This is a genomic window from Bradyrhizobium sp. AZCC 2289 (assembly GCF_036924615.1).
In the GTDB taxonomy this organism is placed as follows: Bacteria; Pseudomonadota; Alphaproteobacteria; order Rhizobiales; family Xanthobacteraceae; genus Bradyrhizobium.
In genome coordinates, this window is the sequence record NZ_JAZHRY010000001.1 from 9,345,005 (window position 1) to 9,360,548 (window position 15,544).

Below are 15,544 nucleotides of genomic sequence, written 5' to 3' on the forward strand. Positions count from 1 at the left end.
CGTCGATTATAATTGGCCCGGTTTTTTGATTTGGGGGAATTAAATGCGCAGGAATTTGGGGTGGGCACTCGCGTCGTTTATTTCTTTCGGAGTAGTTGGGCTCAATGGGGCAGTGGCCGCCGACATGCCGGTGAAGGCCAGGCCGCCGGTACCGATCGCGCCGGTCTATTCATGGACCGGCTTTTACATCGGCCTGAATGGGGGCGGCGGCTTTGGCCGCACCAGCGCCAGCGAGACCGGTCTTCCTGACACCGGTGCTCTGGCGATCGTTGCGAGCGCCAATTACGGCCTCAACCACGATCTGACCGGAGGATTCGGCGGCGCGCAGGCCGGTTACAACTGGCAGGTGCAGAACTGGGTCTGGGGCGTTGAGGCCGATATCCAGGGTTCGGATATCAGGGGGCGCGGCACGCTCACCGGCCCGATCGTCGCGCAGCGCGATGGCGGCGCCGCCTTCGCAACCAACTTCGTAACCGCCTCCGAGAAGATCGACTATTTCGGAACCGCGCGTCTGCGTGCCGGCTTCCTCGCGACACCGGCCTTGCTGCTCTACGGCACCGGCGGTCTGGCCTGGGCCGACGTCAAGACCAGTGGACAGTTCCACTACGCAACGCCGGTTGACTACTTTGCTGCGGGTACGCGTATTCAGGCCGGTTGGACCGTGGGCGCGGGCGCCGAATTCAAGCTCGCCAGCAACTGGTCGATCAAGGGCGAATATCTGTACTACGATCTCGGCCACATCTCGGACACCAGCAACTTCGGCATTCCGCCGATTCCACCCTTCCAGTCGCGATTTGACTACAATGTTCGCGGCAGCCTGGCGCGCGTCGGCTTCAACTATCAGTTCGCCGGTCCCGTCGTCGCGAAATACTGATTCCTCCCTGATCCAACGAACTTCAGGCCCCGGCATCGTCCGGGGCCTTTTGTTATGGTCGCGCGATGTTATCTCTCTGCGCGGGCCGATAGGCGCGCTAGTCTCGAAGCATACGCTTGCTGCGACGAGAGCCGGATCATGGACGCAGGCAGTTTTTCCGAACAACCATCGGGGCGCACGATGCAGGTCCGCTGCTGCATCGTCGGCGGCGGGCCCGCCGGCATGATGCTGGGATACCTGTTCGGGCGCGCCGGCATCGATGTCGTGGTGCTGGAGAAGCATGCCGACTTCTTCCGCGATTTCCGCGGCGACACCGTGCATCCCTCGACCTTGCAGGTGATGGACGAACTCGGATTGATCAACGGGTTTCTGAAACTTCCGCATCAGCAATTGCAGAAGCTCGACGGAATGTTCGGCGGCACGCCGGTGCGGATTGCCGATCTCAGCCGCGTCGGCACCAAATACCCGTTCATCGCCTTCATGCCGCAGTGGGATTTCCTCAATTTCCTCCGCGAGGCCGGCAAGCAGTTCGCCTCGCTCAAGGTGATGATGAATGCGGAGGCGATCGATCTCATCCATCGCGGCGATCAGATCGCGGGTGTGCGGGCGAACACGCCGGAGGGCCCGATCGATATCGTCGCCGATCTGACCATCGCCTGCGACGGCCGTCATTCGATCGTGCGCGAGCGCGCCGGGCTTGCGACCGACGAGATCGGCGCACCGATGGACGTGCTGTGGTTTCGCGCCGGCCGGCGGCCGAATGAGAGCGAGAATCTGTTCGCCCGCGTCGAGCCCGGCAAGATGATGGTCACGTTCGACCGCGGCGACTACTGGCAGTGCGCCTATGTCATCGCCAAGGGGCAGTTCGACGCGGTGAAGGCAAGGGGATTACCGGCGCTGCTCGACGACGTCGCGCGCATGGCGCCGATCCTGAAACCCGGCCTTGCCGATGTGAAGGGCTGGGACGATGTGAAGCTTTTGACGGTCGCGATCAATCGCCTGAAGCGCTGGACGCTGCCGGGACTGCTTTGCATCGGCGACGCCGCGCATGCGATGTCGCCGGTCGGCGGCGTCGGCGTCAACCTCGCCGTACAGGACGCGGTGGCGACCGCCAATCTTCTGGCGGCCAAACTGACAAGCGGTTGCCCGACCGAGGACGAACTCGACGCGGTGCGAAGGCGGCGGGAATTTCCGGTGAAGATGACGCAGCGGATGCAGGTCATCGCGCAGAACAACATCGTCAGTGCGGCGCTGAAGCCCGGCGACGCGCCGCTGAAAGTGCCGCTGGCCGTGCGGCTGATTACGGCGGTGCCCTGGCTGCAGGGCATCACGGCACGGCTGGTCGGCCTCGGCGTCCGGCCGGAGCATGTGCATTCGCCGGCGCAATCCTGAGCGCGCGCAGCGTTGCGGTGCTCGGAATTCATTAGGGATAACAGCCCGTTAAAACGGTTCGAGAAAGTTGCGCGACGGCAACAGCGGCGCGAGATTCAACCTCGTCAGCCGACAATTCGACGTTGCCTGCGAAATCGATTCCGGATTGGTAAGTTCTCTCGTTCAAAGCTTGCGCCCAGGGACAACAAGGGATGCAAGAAAATGATTCACTCAAAACTGATTGCTGCTGCGGCCTTCACTGCCGCGCTTGGAACGGGTGCCGCGTCGGCGGCGGATCTGGCGATGCGGCCATACACCAAGGCTCCGGCCTTCGTCGACTCCATCTACAACTGGGGCGGCTTCTATATCGGCGGCCACATCGGCGGCGCCACCACGAACGAGGAATGGATCAACACCGCCAACACCACGGTGTTCGGTGATCTCTCGCCCGGTCAGGGTTTTCGCCAGCGCGGCACGGGCGTGTTCGGTGGCGGCCAGATGGGCTACAACTGGCAGGCCAGCAACTACGTGTTCGGTCTCGAGGGCACGATTTCCGGTCTCGACAACAAGGGTACCGTGCTGAACAACGTGTTCGGCGTCGGCCTCGACGATCGGTTCAGCTGGCGTACCGACTGGATGGCGACGATTACGGGCCGCGCCGGCTATGCCGTGGCGAACAATCTGTTCTACGTGAAGGGCGGCTATGCCGGCGTCAACAACCGCTTGTCGGTGACCGTGCTTCCGCCGGTCACGGGTTCCGGATCCCAGACCCAGTGGCACAATGGCTGGACCATTGGCGCCGGTTGGGAATACGGCATCACCCAGAACTGGATCGTCGGTCTCGAATACGACTATGCCGCGTTCGAGAGGAAGAGCTATCAGCTCGCCGGCGCCTCGCCCGGCACCTACACCTTCGATACAAAACCCCGCGATATTCAGTCCGCGGTCGTCCGTCTGAGCTACAAGTTCAACGCCCCGGTCGTCGCACGGTACTGAGCTTTCGCTTCTCGCCAACGAACCAAAGCCCCGGTATCTCCGGGGCTTTTTCGTTGCGGCGCTCCGGCGAAGATGCCGCCGCGGTTCGCGCGCCTTGCGCTACCCCATGATCGAATACCCGCCATCGACGGGGATGGCGGTGCCGGTGACGAAATCGGACGCGGGTGAGGCGAGAAACACCGCGATGCCTGCGAAGTCTTCGATCCCGCCCCAGCGCGCCGCCGGCGTGCGCGCCAGCACCCGGTCGTGCAGGCCGTCGATCTGCTCGCGCGCACGCTTGGTCAGATCGGTATCGATCCAACCGGGCAGCACCGCATTGGCCTGGATATTGTCGGCGGCCCAGGCGCAGGCGCAGGAGCGCGTGAACTGCACGATGCCGCCTTTGCTGGCGGCATAAGCCGGCGCGAAGCTGGCGCCGAAGATCGACATCATCGAACCGATATTGATGATCTTGCCGCCGCCCGCCGCTTTCATCGCGGGATAGACCGCCTGCGAGCACAGGAAAGCGCTGGTGAGGTTGGTCGCGATCACGCTGTTCCACTCGTCGATGTCGAGCGCGTGCGGCGGCTTGCGAATGTTGATGCCGGCATTGTTGACGAGGATGTCGATCCGGCCGAGCTCGCGGGCCACGCGTTCGGCCATGGCCGCGACGGCGGCCTTGTCGGTGACGTCGGTGACCACGGAAATGGCCCTGGCGCCGCTTCGTTCGATCTCGGCGACCGCCGCTTGCGACTTCGCTTCATTGCGGCCGACGATCGCGATCGCCGCACCAGCTTCCGCCAATCCGCGCGCCATGCCGAGCCCGATGCCGCCATTGCCGCCGGTGACAATCGCCACCTTGCCTGAGAGATCGAAATGTCCCGCCTTCATCGTTGTTGTCCTTTTTCTTCGTCATGCCCGGGCTTTTCCCGGGCATCCACGTCTTTCTTATCGCGTAAAATAAGACGTGTATGGCCGGGCATAGGCGAGCGGAAGCGACGCCGTCCTTCGGACGGCTATGCCCGGCCATGACGAGTTAGCTACATCGGTTCCGATCAGCGCTTGCCTTGCCAGATCAGCATCAGGCCGATTGCGCCGAGCAACGCGCCATATCCCGCCCACTGGAGCTGATTGATCATGAAGCTCGATTTCGGCCAGGCAATCGCGCCGGTGCCCTGGCCGATCCAGAGCAGGCCGATGGCAAGCGCGAGAAAGCCAAGGATCAAGAACACTCTGTCCATGGGGGTTCCTCGCGGCCATTGCGCAACGGCAGCCAGAGTGGCGCGCCGGCTCGCCCAGCGCAAGAGCAGGGATCGGATGATACCTCCGAGCCAAGCCATATCGTCATTCGCCAAAGAACACGTAAAGGATCGCGCCAAGGCAACAAAAAAGCCCCGGACGATGCCGGGGCTTTTGAGCTTAAGAGATTTGGCAGAGATCAGTACTTCGCCGAGATCGGTGCGCCACCCCAGTTGAAGCGATAGACCAGTGAAGTCGAGATGGTTTGGTTCCAGCTGTTGAACCTGAGATTGGTACCGACAGGTAAATTGGTGCCGTCGAACAGCAGAGGGACGGATTTCTTGTCATAGAAAGCCGAGCGATACTCGGTCTTCATGAACCAGCCCGGCGAGCTGATGCCGAAGATGTTCAGGCTGTTCTCCACGCCGCCGCCGATGAACCAACCGTTGCGGGTGAAGCTGTTGGTGTGACCACCCACAGGAGCGCCGCTAAACTCATCGAGCAGCGTCGTGCGCGACCATTGAGAACCGGAGTAACCACCGTTCACGTAGGACAGAACATTCGGGGCTACCAAATAGCCGACCCGCGCACCAACCGCCCACGAGTCCTCCAACTTTATCGGGGCGATCACCTGGTTGAACGGGTCGTCAAGAGTGCCCTTGATGCTGCCGAACTGGCCATCTGCAAACAAGCCGAACACCCAAGGACCGTTGAACTGCCAGTCGTAGCCGAGACCGACCGTTCCGAACCAGCCAGAGCCACCCTGACGGTGATCGATGCTGAGCGGAATGCTACCTACGTTGGTTTGAACATTCTGATCGGCCGCCCACAATCCACCGCCGCCACCGCCGAAGATGTAGAAGCCGGTCCAGTTATAGACAGGCGCAACCGGCGGAGGAGCCTTCGTGTAAGGACGGGCCGCGAGGTCGGCCGCCGAGGCCGATCCGGTGAATGCCGCGAGAGCGGTCAGAGCCAGCACCAATTTCTTCATGTTCAAATCCTCAATATTGACCTGTCGACTACGACCGCTCGAGAAGTGCGCCTGCACCGATTCCCAAATCCAGTATGGCGACTATACGTGCTTCCGCTCAAAAAGCTGTTGCGGGAGGAACACACCCGTCCGAAAACGAAGCGCGGGTGGTTGGAAGCGAACCGGCAGCAAGGGCCGTAAATCGCGCTGAATCGAGCCAAAAGCGGGCTTTTGGGTTGAAATTCGTCCAAAACACCCGCGAAGCCCGGATTTTGCAGCCTAAACGTCCAGCAAATCGTCGCTGGCGAACTCGGCCTTGTCGGAGATGAAGGCGAACCGCGCTTCGGCCTTGGTGCCCATCAGCCGCTCGACCGAATCGGCGGTGCCTTCGCGGTCGTCGGCCAGCAGCACGACGCGCAACAGCGTGCGCCTGGCGGGATCCATCGTGGTTTCCTTGAGCTGCGCCGACATCATTTCGCCGAGGCCCTTGAAACGGCTGACGTCGACCTTGGCGTTGGCGTTGAATTCGCTCTTGAGAAGCTGATCCCTGTGAGCCTCGTCGCGCGCGTACACCGTCTTGCTGCCATGGGTCAGCTTGTAGAGCGGCGGCACCGCGAGATAGAGATGCCCTTCATCGATAAGCCGCGGCGTCTGGCGGTAAAAGAAGGTGATAAGAAGCGACGCAATGTGGGCGCCGTCGACGTCCGCGTCGGTCATGATGATGATGCGCGAGTAGCGAAGATCCTCTTCGCGGTAATGCGCGCCAGTACCGCAGCCGATCGCCTGCATCAGGTCAGCGAGCTGGACGTTCGCTGTCAGCTTGTCCTTGCCGGCGGAAGCGACATTGAGGATTTTTCCGCGCAAGGGGAGGATCGCCTGGGTCTGGCGGTTGCGCGCGTGCTTGGCGGTGCCTCCGGCCGAGTCGCCCTCGACGATGAAGAGCTCGGAGCCCTCCTGCGCGCTGTTGGTGCAATCGGTAAGCTTGCCGGGCAGCCGCAGTTTCTTCACCGCGGTCTTGCGCGAAATCTCCTTTTCGGCGCGGCGGCGCAGCCGTTCGTCGGCGCGCTCGATGACGAAATCCAGGAGCTTGTTGGCCTGCAGCGGATTGCCCGACAGCCAGTGGTCGAACGGATCCTTGATCGCCTGCTCGACGATGCGCTGGGCTTCGGCGGTGGCGAGCCGATCCTTGGTCTGGCCCTGGAATTCAGGCTCGCGCACAAACACGCTGAGCATCACGGCAGCCCCGACCATCACGTCTTCGGAGGTGACGGAGGCGGCGCGCTTGCCCTGGCCGATGCGCTCGGCGTGATCCTTCAGGCCGCGCAGCATCGCGCTGCGCATGCCGGATTCATGGGTGCCGCCGTCCGGCGTCGGCACGGTGTTGCAATAGGAGGAGAGGAAGCCGTCGGCGTCCGCCGTCCACGCGACAGCCCATTCGCAGGCGCCGTGGGCGCCGTTGCGGCCGGATTTGCCGGAGAAGATATCCGGATGCACCAGCGTGTCGGCGTGAACCGCGGCGGCGAGATAATCTTTCAGGCCGCCCGCGAAGTGAAAGGTATCTTCGGCCGGAACGTCCTCGATGCCCTTCAAGAGCTCGGGGTCGCAGCGCCAGCGGATTTCGACGCCGCCGAACAGATACGCTTTCGAGCGCGCCATCTTGAACAGGCGCTGCGGCTTGAATGCCGCCTTGGCGCCGAAAATCTCAGTATCGGGCTTGAAGCGGATACGGGTGCCGCGGCGGTTGTTGATCTTGCCGAGGTCTTCGATCTTGCCCTTGGGCTGGCCGCGCTCGAAACTCATCCGGTAGAGTTTTTGGCTGCGCGCCACCTCAACTTCGAGCCGTGAGGAGAGGGCGTTGACGACGGAGACGCCGACGCCGTGCAAACCGCCCGAGGTCTCGTAGACCTTGGAGTCGAATTTGCCACCGGAATGCAGCGTGCACATGATGACTTCGAGCGCGGACTTCTTCGGGAATTTCGGGTGCGGATCGACCGGGATGCCGCGGCCGTTGTCGCTGACGGTCAGGAACCCGTCGGCGCCGAGTTCCACCTCGATGAAGGTGGCGTGGCCCGCCAGGGCCTCGTCCATGGAATTGTCGATGACTTCGGCGAACAGGTGATGCAGCGCCTTTTCGTCGGTGCCGCCGATATACATGCCGGGCCGGCGGCGCACCGGCTCAAGCCCTTCGAGCACCTCGATGTCGGCCGCGGTGTAGCCGGCCTCGGCGCTGCCCGAGCGGGCCGCGACCTTGAGCGGGGCGCGCCCCTTGGGTTCCGGGGCCCCGAACAGATCGTTGCCGGATTTAGCCTTTGCAGGAGATTTCAATGGTTTGGACATAGTTCTTCATGTATTGCGCGCGGCTGGCGCAGCGAATCGGTTGCTCTAACTATGCCACGGATGGGTTGAAAAGGTGACGGCCGGGCTCCGGCGACCAGCGCCGGGCCCGGCGATTCAAATAGGGAGCCGGCCTTAGGCCCGCGAGGTCCGGAACACAATGACCAAGAACAATGTCATCGCCGCGACCACAATCAGCGATCCCAGGATTGGCGCGGCCTCAGCCGAAGGCCCCTTGAGCAACACCAGGGCGACGCCTGCAGGGAACAGAATCGCGCCTGCGATATGCAGCCAACCCTGCACCTTGGCCAGCATGGTCGTCCCGGCCGCCGGAATCAGGCGGTAATACAGCCCAAAAAGGAACAAGAGCACGCCGCCGATGAGGTTCAGATGCGCGTGCGCCGGCGCCAGGGTGAAGTTTTGCTGGATGCCCATGGCGATGCCGGCGAGCATTCCGACCAGTAGAACCACGACGCTCACGCACATCATCAACGATCCGATCATCCGATAATTCCTTGTCCTGTTGGAGAGTTGCACGCCGGGCGGGTAGGAAAGCCGACTGACATCACGCCCCGTGCCCGCCTTTGTGACTTGAAGTCACGCAACGGGCTGGCTTACCTGTGGTTAGGCTCGGAACCCGCAGAAAGGTTCAAGCCATCAACGGGGCGGGAAGGCTTTGATACGATGGAAGATTTCGCGCACGCTCTGGCTGATTTCGTGCGCAACCACCAGGTTTGGGCCGCGCCAATCGTGCTGGTGCTGGCATTTGGCGAGTCGCTCGCATTCATATCGCTGCTGATTCCGGCCTGGGGCGCGCTGGTCGCGATCGGCGCCCTGATCGGCGCCAGCGGCATCAGCTTCTGGCCGGTCTGGATCGCCGGCGGCATCGGCGCAGCCCTCGGCGACTGGGTCTCCTACTGGTTCGGTTACAGGTACAAGGAACACGTCGCGCAGATGTGGCCGCTGTCGCGCTACCCGGAGATCCTGCCGCGCGGCGAGGCGTTTGTGAAAAACTGGGGCGTGCCGAGCATTTTCATCGGGCGGTTTTTCGGACCGTTGCGGGCCTCGGTGCCGCTCGCTGCCGGCATTTTCGAGATGTCGTACTGGCCGTTTCAGGTCGCCAATTTCGTCTCGGCGCTGGTCTGGTCGGCCGCGCTATTGCTGTTTGGCGACGTGATCGCGCAGATCGCCGAATGGGTTTGGCGCGTGGCGTGAAGCGCGCCGGGCGCGGCTGGAATAACCCTGTGATGCGGGGGTTAGCCCCCAAAGACAGCGTCATCGCGTTACCGTCGAAACGCTGGTAAAATCCCGCCGCGCAACAAAGGGCGGGGAATCCCGCATCGCCGTTATCGTCTCACTGGGAGGATACCTATGGAACTGACTCGACGTCACGCACTCGCCGGCGCCGCCGCAATCGCCACTGCGCCCCTGTTATCAGCCGCTCCCGCGAAGGCCGCAGCGCCGGTCGCCGACAAGCAGGCGCCGAGCTACTACCGCTACAAGGTCGGCGACATCCTGGTCACGGTGGTCTCCGACGGCAAGAACGTCTTCAAGCTGGAAGATTCCTTCATCACCAACGCGAAGAAGGACGAAGTCAACGCCGCGCTGGTGAAGGCGTTCATGCCGCCCGACATGATGACGATCCATTTCGCGCCCCTGGTCATCAATACCGGCGGCAAGCTGGTCGTGATCGATACCGGCAACGGCGCGGTATCCAAAGCCAACAGCAAGGGCGCCAACGGCCTGTTCGCCGATAATTTCGTTGCCGCGGGTTTCGATCCCAAGGCGGTCGATCTGGTGGTGATCTCGCACTTCCACGGCGACCACGTGAACGGTTTGCTGACCGCGGACGGCACGCCCGCATTCCCGAATGCCGAAGTGCTGGTGCCCGCGACCGAGTGGAAGTTCTGGATGGACGATGGCGAGATGAGCCGCGCGCCCGCCGGACGCATGCAGGGCCTGTTCAAGAACAATCGCAATATCTTCGAGGCGGGTCTGAAGAAGAAGGTTACGCCTTACGAGTGGGGCAAGGAAGTCGCGCCCGGACTGCTGGCGGTCGAGACCGTCGGTCACACGCCCGGCCACACCTCCTATGTGCTGTCGTCGGGCTCCGGCAAGGTCTTCATCCAGTCTGACGTCACCAACAACCCGAACCCGTTCGCGACCAATCCGGGCTGGCACGCCTTTTTCGACCAGGACGGCGATGTAGCCGAGAAAACCCGCCGCCGGGTCTACGACATGGTAGTGGCGGAGAAGCTGCAGGTGCAGGGCTTCCATTATCCATTCCCGGGCCTTGGCAATGTCGAAAAGGACGGCGGCGGTTACCGGGTGGTCCCGGCGCCGTGGAATCCGACGATCTGACCATCGCTCGTCATTCCGGGGCGATGCGGAGCATCGAACCCGGAATCCCGGGTTCGCTTCGCGCCCCGGAATGACGGCGGCATCTCTTGACGCCGGCGGGGCGCGGCCTTATAGCCGCGCCATGACCAACGCCGCGACCATTCTGTTTGCCCGCCGCCGCCGCACCTCTGCGGTATGGGCGGTCGTCTGCGTTTAAGATTGTTGCCCCTGCCGCCGGATCCTCTCCGCGGCTTTTCCCTTTCAAGAAACGCGGTTTGATCTGGCGGCTCCTACGTCTAGCAGGAGTTTGAAATGTATACGCCACCTCCGTTCAAATGCGATCGCGCCGCAAGCCTGGCGTTTGCGCAAGCGCGCGGTTTCGGCAACGTCTGCGCGTGGGACGGCAAGAAGCCGATCGCATCCTCGCTGCCGTTTTATCTGACGGCCGCCAACGACGGTACGCCGCAGGCGTTGTTTCATCTTGCCCGTCACAATCCGCTGGCAAGTCTGGCGGACGGGGCCTCGTCCTGGTTGCTGGCCGTCAACGGCGCGGATGCCTATGTATCGCCCGACTGGTACGTCTCGCCGGATCAGGTCCCGACCTGGCTGTATCAGGCCGTGCATCTGACCGGGACGGTGCGAAGATTGTCCGACGACGAACTCGCTGTGCAGGTCGATACGCTCAGCGCCAAATTCGAGAACTGGCTGGTGCCGAAGCAGCCCTGGACCTCGTCGAAGATGACGGCGGGGCGGCTGGATGGGCTGAAAAAGGCGATCGTGGGACTGGTGATGACGGTTGAAGAGGTTGAAGGCAGCTTCAAGCTGAACCAGCACAAATCCGAGACCGACTATGCGGCGATTGCGGGGGCCCTTGCCTTGCAAACCGACGCGGGCGCGCACCGGATTGCGCAGCTGATGCGAGAAGCGCGGCCGCAAGCCTTTGCGGACGAAGGAGCCTTTGCGGACGAAACGAACAAGCTCGAAAGGAGCGTGCCATGACCCTGACCGATACCCATCAGCCGCGGTCCGTCGGCGACACCACCAAACCATCCGTCTTTGTCGATGGCGCATCGGGTACGACGGGCCTCGGCATTCAGGAGCGCCTTCACCAGCAGAACGACGTCGTGGTGAAAAGCATTGCCGAGGAGAAGCGCAAGGACGCAGCCGCCAAGCGGGCGCTGATGGGGGAGGTGGATCTCGTCATCCTCTGCCTGCCGGACGATGCTGCGCGGGAGACCGTTGCGTTGATCGACAGCATGGGCGCTGCGGCTCCCAAGGTGCTCGACGCGTCGACGGCGTTTCGCGTCGCCCCCGACTGGACCTACGGCTTTCCGGAATTGACGCCCGACCAGGCCGACAAGATCAGGGCCGCACGAAAGGTCTCCAATCCCGGCTGCTATCCGACCGGCGCGATCGCGTTGCTGCGGCCGCTGGTCGATGCCGCTGTCTTGCCCGCGGATTATCCCGTCACCGTCAATGCGGTCAGCGGCTATTCCGGCGGCGGCAAGTCGATGATCGCCAGTTTCGAAGACGGCTCCGCGCCGGCGTTCGAATTGTATGGCCTCGGTTTCGAGCACAAGCATCTGCCGGAGATGCAGCTTTACTCGAAGCTGACGCGGCGGCCGATCTTCGTGCCCTCGGTCGGGAATTACCGGCAGGGCATGCTGGTCTCCGTGCCGTTGCAGCTCGACATGCTTCCGGGCAAACCCGGCGGATCTGACCTGCACGCCGTGCTGGCCAAGCGCTACGCCGGGAGCACCTACGTCTCGGTGATGCCGTTCGAAAACGCGGCGACCAAGAGCGGCAAGCTCGAGCCCGAGGGGCTCAACGAGACCAACAAGCTCGAGTTGTACGTCTTTGCCAGCGACAAACACCGCCAAGCGGTTCTGGTGGCGCGGCTCGACAATCTCGGCAAGGGCGCCTCGGGGGCTGCGGTGCAAAACATGCGGCTGATGCTGGGCCTTGCCGAGAGCTAGCGGCGTGGACGAGAAAACCCTGCAATTCTACCGCAGCAACGCCCAGTCCTATGCGGACTGGGCGAAGGCGCCATCGACGCGGCTGCGGGGTTTTCTGGCCTTGTTGCCGCTGGGCGGTTCGGTCCTCGAACTCGGTTGTGGCGCCGGCAATCATTCGGCGGTCATGCTGGAGGCGGGCTTCAAGGTCCGCGCCACTGACGGCTCACCTGAAATGGCCGAGATCGCCGCGCGCCGTCTCGGCCATCCCGTTGAGGCGTTGCTGTTCGATGAACTCGACGGGCGCGAAGCCTATGACGGCATCTGGGCCAGTGCGTGTCTTTTGCATGTGCCGCGAGACGAACTCGGCGGTATTCTGACCCGAATCCACCGTGCGCTAAAACCGTCCGGCGTGTTCTATGCGAGTTTCAAGATCGGTGAGGGCGACGGCCGCGACAATCTCGGCCGTTACTACAATTATCCCTCACTGGGGTGGCTGCAGGCGACCTACGCTGCTGCGGGGGCTTGGGATCCGCTGACATCGGATACCAGCGTGATCCAGAGTTTCGACGCGACGCCCGCCAACATGCTGCATCTCGTCGTCCGCAAGACCGCGGCTTGATCCGGGGAAGCCTGAAGATCGCCAGCCCGACCAGCGCGAGGCCGGCTGCCGGGGGCTCCGGACTGGCACGGATCGCGCTGTTTCGGTGAAACCGGACGGCGTCGTGGCTGAACCGGCTTCCCAACCTTTAGTTGAATGATCGATTTCGCCGTGGCACTCTCGGGCGTCGAACGGGGGAAGAACATGTCTCGCCTGGCGATCGTGATCGGCGTGAACAAGCCGAAAGCACCCGCGCCGCTGCTGGGCGCGGTGGAGGACGCGAACAAATTTGCGGCCTGGATCGGCAAGCAGGGCTTTGAAGTCAAACCCTTCACAGACGACGTTGCGCCGGTAACATTCGCAAGTATTTTTGCCGAGGTTGAGCGCGCCGTCGACGCGCGGACCTATTCGCAAATCGTGATCTATTTCGCCGGCCACGGCCTGCAAAACGGTGGCTCCGAGATCTGGCTGCTTTCAGGCGCGCCCAACAATCCGAACGAGGCCATCTCGGTGGAGGTCTCGGTGATGGCCGCGCGCGAAAGTGGACTCCAGAGCGTGGTCTTCATCTCGGATGCCTGCCGATCGATCCCTGCGGGAATGCAGAGCAGTCGCGTCGACGGCGGGTCGATTTTTCCGAACAAGCAGCTCGACCGGAATACGCGGCCGGAGATCGATCGCGTCTTCGCAACGCTGCCTTCGCTGGTCGCGGTCGAGGCGGCGCTGGCGGACGACAAGGCGCGCCGTGAAGGCATATTCACCCGGGAGTTCATGCGAAGTTTTCGCGACCCGCCGGCCGCTCTCATCGAGCAGGTGTCGGAAAACGGTCAGCAGATCGAGGTGGTAACCAACCGCAAGCTGAAGGACCTGCTTCGCGAACTCGTCGAGGATGCGGCGTTCACCGAAATGCCGAAGGCCGGACAGCTTCCGGAGTTCATCCTCGAATCCGTGCAGGCCTATGTCGGGCGCGTGGAGCGCGCGCCAGAAGGCCCCGATATTAAATTCGCCTGGCCGGGCGATCTCGGGGGTACCGACACTCTCCGCAGCACCCGGCGGGGGCCATCAGGTCCTCGCCGCAGGCGGTCCGGACCGTCGGTCGCGGCCGTGGCGCAGCGGGCGATCAATCTGGCGAGCGAGGTACAAGGTACTGCGCAAGCCGCAGCTGCCGCGGCACAGGGAATTGCTCCGAACCTGGGTCTTGCGGAGGCAATCAACTTGTTCTCCGCCGACGTGCCGGTGGAAAAATTCGAGACGCAGACCGGATTTTCGGTGACGGGCGCCAGGGTTCGAGGTGCCAACTGCCCGAATTTTCGAGCCGAAACGCTCGATCAAGAATTCGTACGGCTTTGGCCGATGGACGTCTCCGCAGCTTCCGCCAGCGTTCTGATTGAATTCGACAATGGCAACGGGACCGTATTGCCGGGGCTGCGCGGCTACATCGGTCATATCTTCGTCGACAAGGGTGTCGTGACCAACGTGAATTACGTCCCGGCAACGAACAGCAAGCGCTGGGAGGGGTATAAGTATGTACGTGAACAAATAGAAGGATTTCGCGCGGCGGTGGCCGCAGCCGCCGGACTCGGCGTATTCCGGATTTCGCGAGACCAAGCGGAATCGTTCGCCGACAAGATTCGTGATCTCAAGGCCTTCGATCCCACGCTCGGCCTGTATGCGGCCTACGCCTACGCCAGCACCGGCCTCGATCAGGAGGTGAAATCGGTGCGGCAATACATGCGCGACGATTTGAAAACCGAATTGTTCGACGTGGCTATGCTGGCGGAACGCGGGGTAAGCCCGCATGAGACGGGACCGCAGACCATCCTGCCGTTTTGCCCGATGCTGCGCCAGGGCTGGTCATTCGTCGCGGTGCGCGATGCGCGGCTGTCTGAGGTGGTGCTTGCGGCGCGCGATTGGCTGCTGCCTGCGTTGTGGACGACGTTCGCGCCCGAGGGCGTAAAGCTATTACGGGACGCCATCGCGAAAGGCGATTTCCGATGAGACTGCTCCTCGTTCATGGCCGCGCACAGGAAGGCAAGTCGCCGGAGATCATCCAGGACGAATGGATGACCGCACTGCGCCGCGGATTCACCGTCGCGGGGGTGACGGAGCCGGCCGACATCAAGATCGACGTTCCGTTCTACGGGGACATGCTCGACGAATTGCTGCGCCGTCGCGATCTTCCGGAGGCGGACAGCGTTGCCACGCGCGGCGGCGCCGCCGACGACGGATATGCCGAGTTTCTGCAGGAGGTGGCCGTCCAGGCCAGCGAGGACGGTATCGTCACCGATCAGGAACTGGATGGTGAAATGGAGCGGGGTCCGCAGGAGCGGGGCCCGGAGAACTGGGCCTGGGTGCAGGCCATCATCAGGGTCGTCGAACGCCGCGCCACCGGCGTTTCCAATTACGGCATCGGCAAGCTGCTCAGGGACGTGTTCATCTATGTCAACGACCGGCCGGTGCGTCGCGCCATCAATGCGATCGTCGCTGCAAAGCTGACCGGCGAGCCGACCGTGGTGGTCGGTCATTCCCTCGGCTCGGTGGTCGCCTATGAGGTGCTGCGCGCGCATGCCGGCAATATGGTGCCGCGTTACGTGACGGTCGGATCGCCGCTGGGAATCCGCGCCATCAGCCGCCGGCTGGCAACGCCGCTTGTGATGCCCGCTGGCGCCGCGGACTGGTACAACGCATTCGATCCCCACGACGTGGTGGCGCTCTATCCGCTTGACGCCGCCAATTTCGCCATCACGCCGCCGATCAAGAACTATCCGTATGTGAATAACCACACCGATAACCGGCACGGCATTGGCGGATATCTCGATGACGTCGACGTTGCTGCGCAGATCGCTGCGGCGCTCCGCAGCAATTGATCCGGGATCACCGGCGGCCGTAAC

15 protein-coding genes are annotated in these 15,544 nt (G+C 62.9%); 10 read left to right on the forward strand and 5 right to left on the reverse strand.

All coding sequences use genetic code 11. The annotated features are described in order from the left end of the window. Positions 1-43: 43 nt before the first annotated feature. From V1289_RS43805 to V1289_RS43815, 3 genes are all read left to right on the forward strand, one after another. Positions 44-874 (forward strand): outer membrane protein, encoded by an 831-nt coding sequence (locus tag V1289_RS43805; RefSeq protein ID WP_334405781.1) that lies wholly within the window; start codon positions 44-46, stop codon positions 872-874. Positions 875-1,012: 138 nt separating this feature from the next. Continuing rightward, complete coding sequence (locus tag V1289_RS43810) at positions 1,013-2,266, forward strand: FAD-dependent oxidoreductase (protein WP_334405782.1); 1,254 nt, start codon at positions 1,013-1,015, stop codon at positions 2,264-2,266. A 204-nt stretch (positions 2,267-2,470) separates the two neighbouring features. After that, positions 2,471-3,241: an outer membrane protein gene (locus V1289_RS43815; protein WP_334407910.1), complete on the forward strand. Its 771-nt coding sequence runs from the start codon at positions 2,471-2,473 to the stop codon at positions 3,239-3,241. Between the two features lie 99 nt (positions 3,242-3,340). Here V1289_RS43815 and V1289_RS43820 read toward each other — a convergent pair whose 3' ends face one another. The 5 genes from V1289_RS43820 to V1289_RS43840 form a co-directional block, all read right to left on the reverse strand. Further along, entirely contained in the window at positions 3,341-4,111 is a 771-nt protein-coding gene (locus V1289_RS43820; RefSeq protein WP_334405783.1) for an SDR family NAD(P)-dependent oxidoreductase, read from the reverse strand. A 164-nt stretch (positions 4,112-4,275) separates the two neighbouring features. Continuing rightward, positions 4,276-4,461, reverse strand: coding sequence for a hypothetical protein (locus tag V1289_RS43825; protein ID WP_309184586.1), 186 nt, complete (start codon positions 4,459-4,461; stop codon positions 4,276-4,278). Positions 4,462-4,658: 197 nt separating this feature from the next. Then, positions 4,659-5,450, reverse strand: coding sequence for an outer membrane protein (locus V1289_RS43830; protein ID WP_309184587.1), 792 nt, complete (start codon positions 5,448-5,450; stop codon positions 4,659-4,661). Positions 5,451-5,708: 258 nt separating this feature from the next. Then, entirely contained in the window at positions 5,709-7,766 is a 2,058-nt protein-coding gene (gene parE, locus V1289_RS43835) for a DNA topoisomerase IV subunit B (protein WP_334405784.1), read from the reverse strand. Positions 7,767-7,898: 132 nt separating this feature from the next. Beyond that, the gene (locus V1289_RS43840; RefSeq protein ID WP_334405785.1) at positions 7,899-8,267 is read right to left on the reverse strand and encodes a hypothetical protein; all 369 of its coding nucleotides are present in this window, start codon (positions 8,265-8,267) and stop codon (positions 7,899-7,901) included. A 180-nt stretch (positions 8,268-8,447) separates the two neighbouring features. Between V1289_RS43840 and V1289_RS43845 the strand changes: the two genes are divergently transcribed. From V1289_RS43845 to V1289_RS43875, 7 genes are all read left to right on the forward strand, one after another. Beyond that, on the forward strand, positions 8,448-8,978 hold the full coding sequence (locus tag V1289_RS43845) for a DedA family protein (protein WP_334405786.1): 531 nt from the start codon (positions 8,448-8,450) through the stop codon (positions 8,976-8,978). Positions 8,979-9,134: 156 nt separating this feature from the next. Further along, positions 9,135-10,124: an MBL fold metallo-hydrolase gene (locus tag V1289_RS43850; RefSeq protein WP_334405787.1), complete on the forward strand. Its 990-nt coding sequence runs from the start codon at positions 9,135-9,137 to the stop codon at positions 10,122-10,124. Positions 10,125-10,415: 291 nt separating this feature from the next. Further along, positions 10,416-11,102: an FMN-binding negative transcriptional regulator gene (locus tag V1289_RS43855; RefSeq protein WP_334405788.1), complete on the forward strand. Its 687-nt coding sequence runs from the start codon at positions 10,416-10,418 to the stop codon at positions 11,100-11,102. Then, positions 11,099-12,079, forward strand: coding sequence for an N-acetyl-gamma-glutamyl-phosphate reductase (argC, locus tag V1289_RS43860; RefSeq protein WP_334405789.1), 981 nt, complete (start codon positions 11,099-11,101; stop codon positions 12,077-12,079). The genes V1289_RS43855 and argC overlap by 4 nt, the downstream gene beginning before the upstream one ends. A gap of 4 nt (positions 12,080-12,083) precedes the next feature. Further along, on the forward strand, positions 12,084-12,677 hold the full coding sequence (locus V1289_RS43865) for a class I SAM-dependent methyltransferase (protein WP_334405790.1): 594 nt from the start codon (positions 12,084-12,086) through the stop codon (positions 12,675-12,677). Between the two features lie 183 nt (positions 12,678-12,860). Continuing rightward, the gene (locus V1289_RS43870) at positions 12,861-14,651 is read left to right on the forward strand and encodes a caspase family protein (protein ID WP_334405791.1); all 1,791 of its coding nucleotides are present in this window, start codon (positions 12,861-12,863) and stop codon (positions 14,649-14,651) included. After that, on the forward strand, positions 14,648-15,520 hold the full coding sequence (locus tag V1289_RS43875; RefSeq protein WP_334405792.1) for a hypothetical protein: 873 nt from the start codon (positions 14,648-14,650) through the stop codon (positions 15,518-15,520). Before V1289_RS43870 ends, V1289_RS43875 begins: the two co-directional genes overlap by 4 nt. Positions 15,521-15,544 lie beyond the last annotated feature (24 nt).

Coding starts and splice junctions, on each gene's coding strand:
- V1289_RS43825 (WP_309184586.1), bottom strand. CDS start 4,461: ATGGACAGAGTGTTCTTGATCCTTGGCTTTCTCGCGCTTGCCATCGGC.
- V1289_RS43805 (WP_334405781.1), top strand. CDS start 44: ATGCGCAGGAATTTGGGGTGGGCACTCGCGTCGTTTATTTCTTTCGGA.
- V1289_RS43810 (WP_334405782.1), top strand. CDS start 1,013: ATGGACGCAGGCAGTTTTTCCGAACAACCATCGGGGCGCACGATGCAG.
- V1289_RS43820 (WP_334405783.1), bottom strand. CDS start 4,111: ATGAAGGCGGGACATTTCGATCTCTCAGGCAAGGTGGCGATTGTCACC.
- V1289_RS43855 (WP_334405788.1), top strand. CDS start 10,416: ATGTATACGCCACCTCCGTTCAAATGCGATCGCGCCGCAAGCCTGGCG.
- V1289_RS43830 (WP_309184587.1), bottom strand. CDS start 5,450: ATGAAGAAATTGGTGCTGGCTCTGACCGCTCTCGCGGCATTCACCGGA.
- V1289_RS43850 (WP_334405787.1), top strand. CDS start 9,135: ATGGAACTGACTCGACGTCACGCACTCGCCGGCGCCGCCGCAATCGCC.
- V1289_RS43840 (WP_334405785.1), bottom strand. CDS start 8,267: ATGATCGGATCGTTGATGATGTGCGTGAGCGTCGTGGTTCTACTGGTC.
- V1289_RS43845 (WP_334405786.1), top strand. CDS start 8,448: ATGGAAGATTTCGCGCACGCTCTGGCTGATTTCGTGCGCAACCACCAG.
- V1289_RS43875 (WP_334405792.1), top strand. CDS start 14,648: ATGAGACTGCTCCTCGTTCATGGCCGCGCACAGGAAGGCAAGTCGCCG.
- parE (WP_334405784.1), bottom strand. CDS start 7,766: ATGTCCAAACCATTGAAATCTCCTGCAAAGGCTAAATCCGGCAACGAT.
- V1289_RS43870 (WP_334405791.1), top strand. CDS start 12,861: ATGTCTCGCCTGGCGATCGTGATCGGCGTGAACAAGCCGAAAGCACCC.
- argC (WP_334405789.1), top strand. CDS start 11,099: ATGACCCTGACCGATACCCATCAGCCGCGGTCCGTCGGCGACACCACC.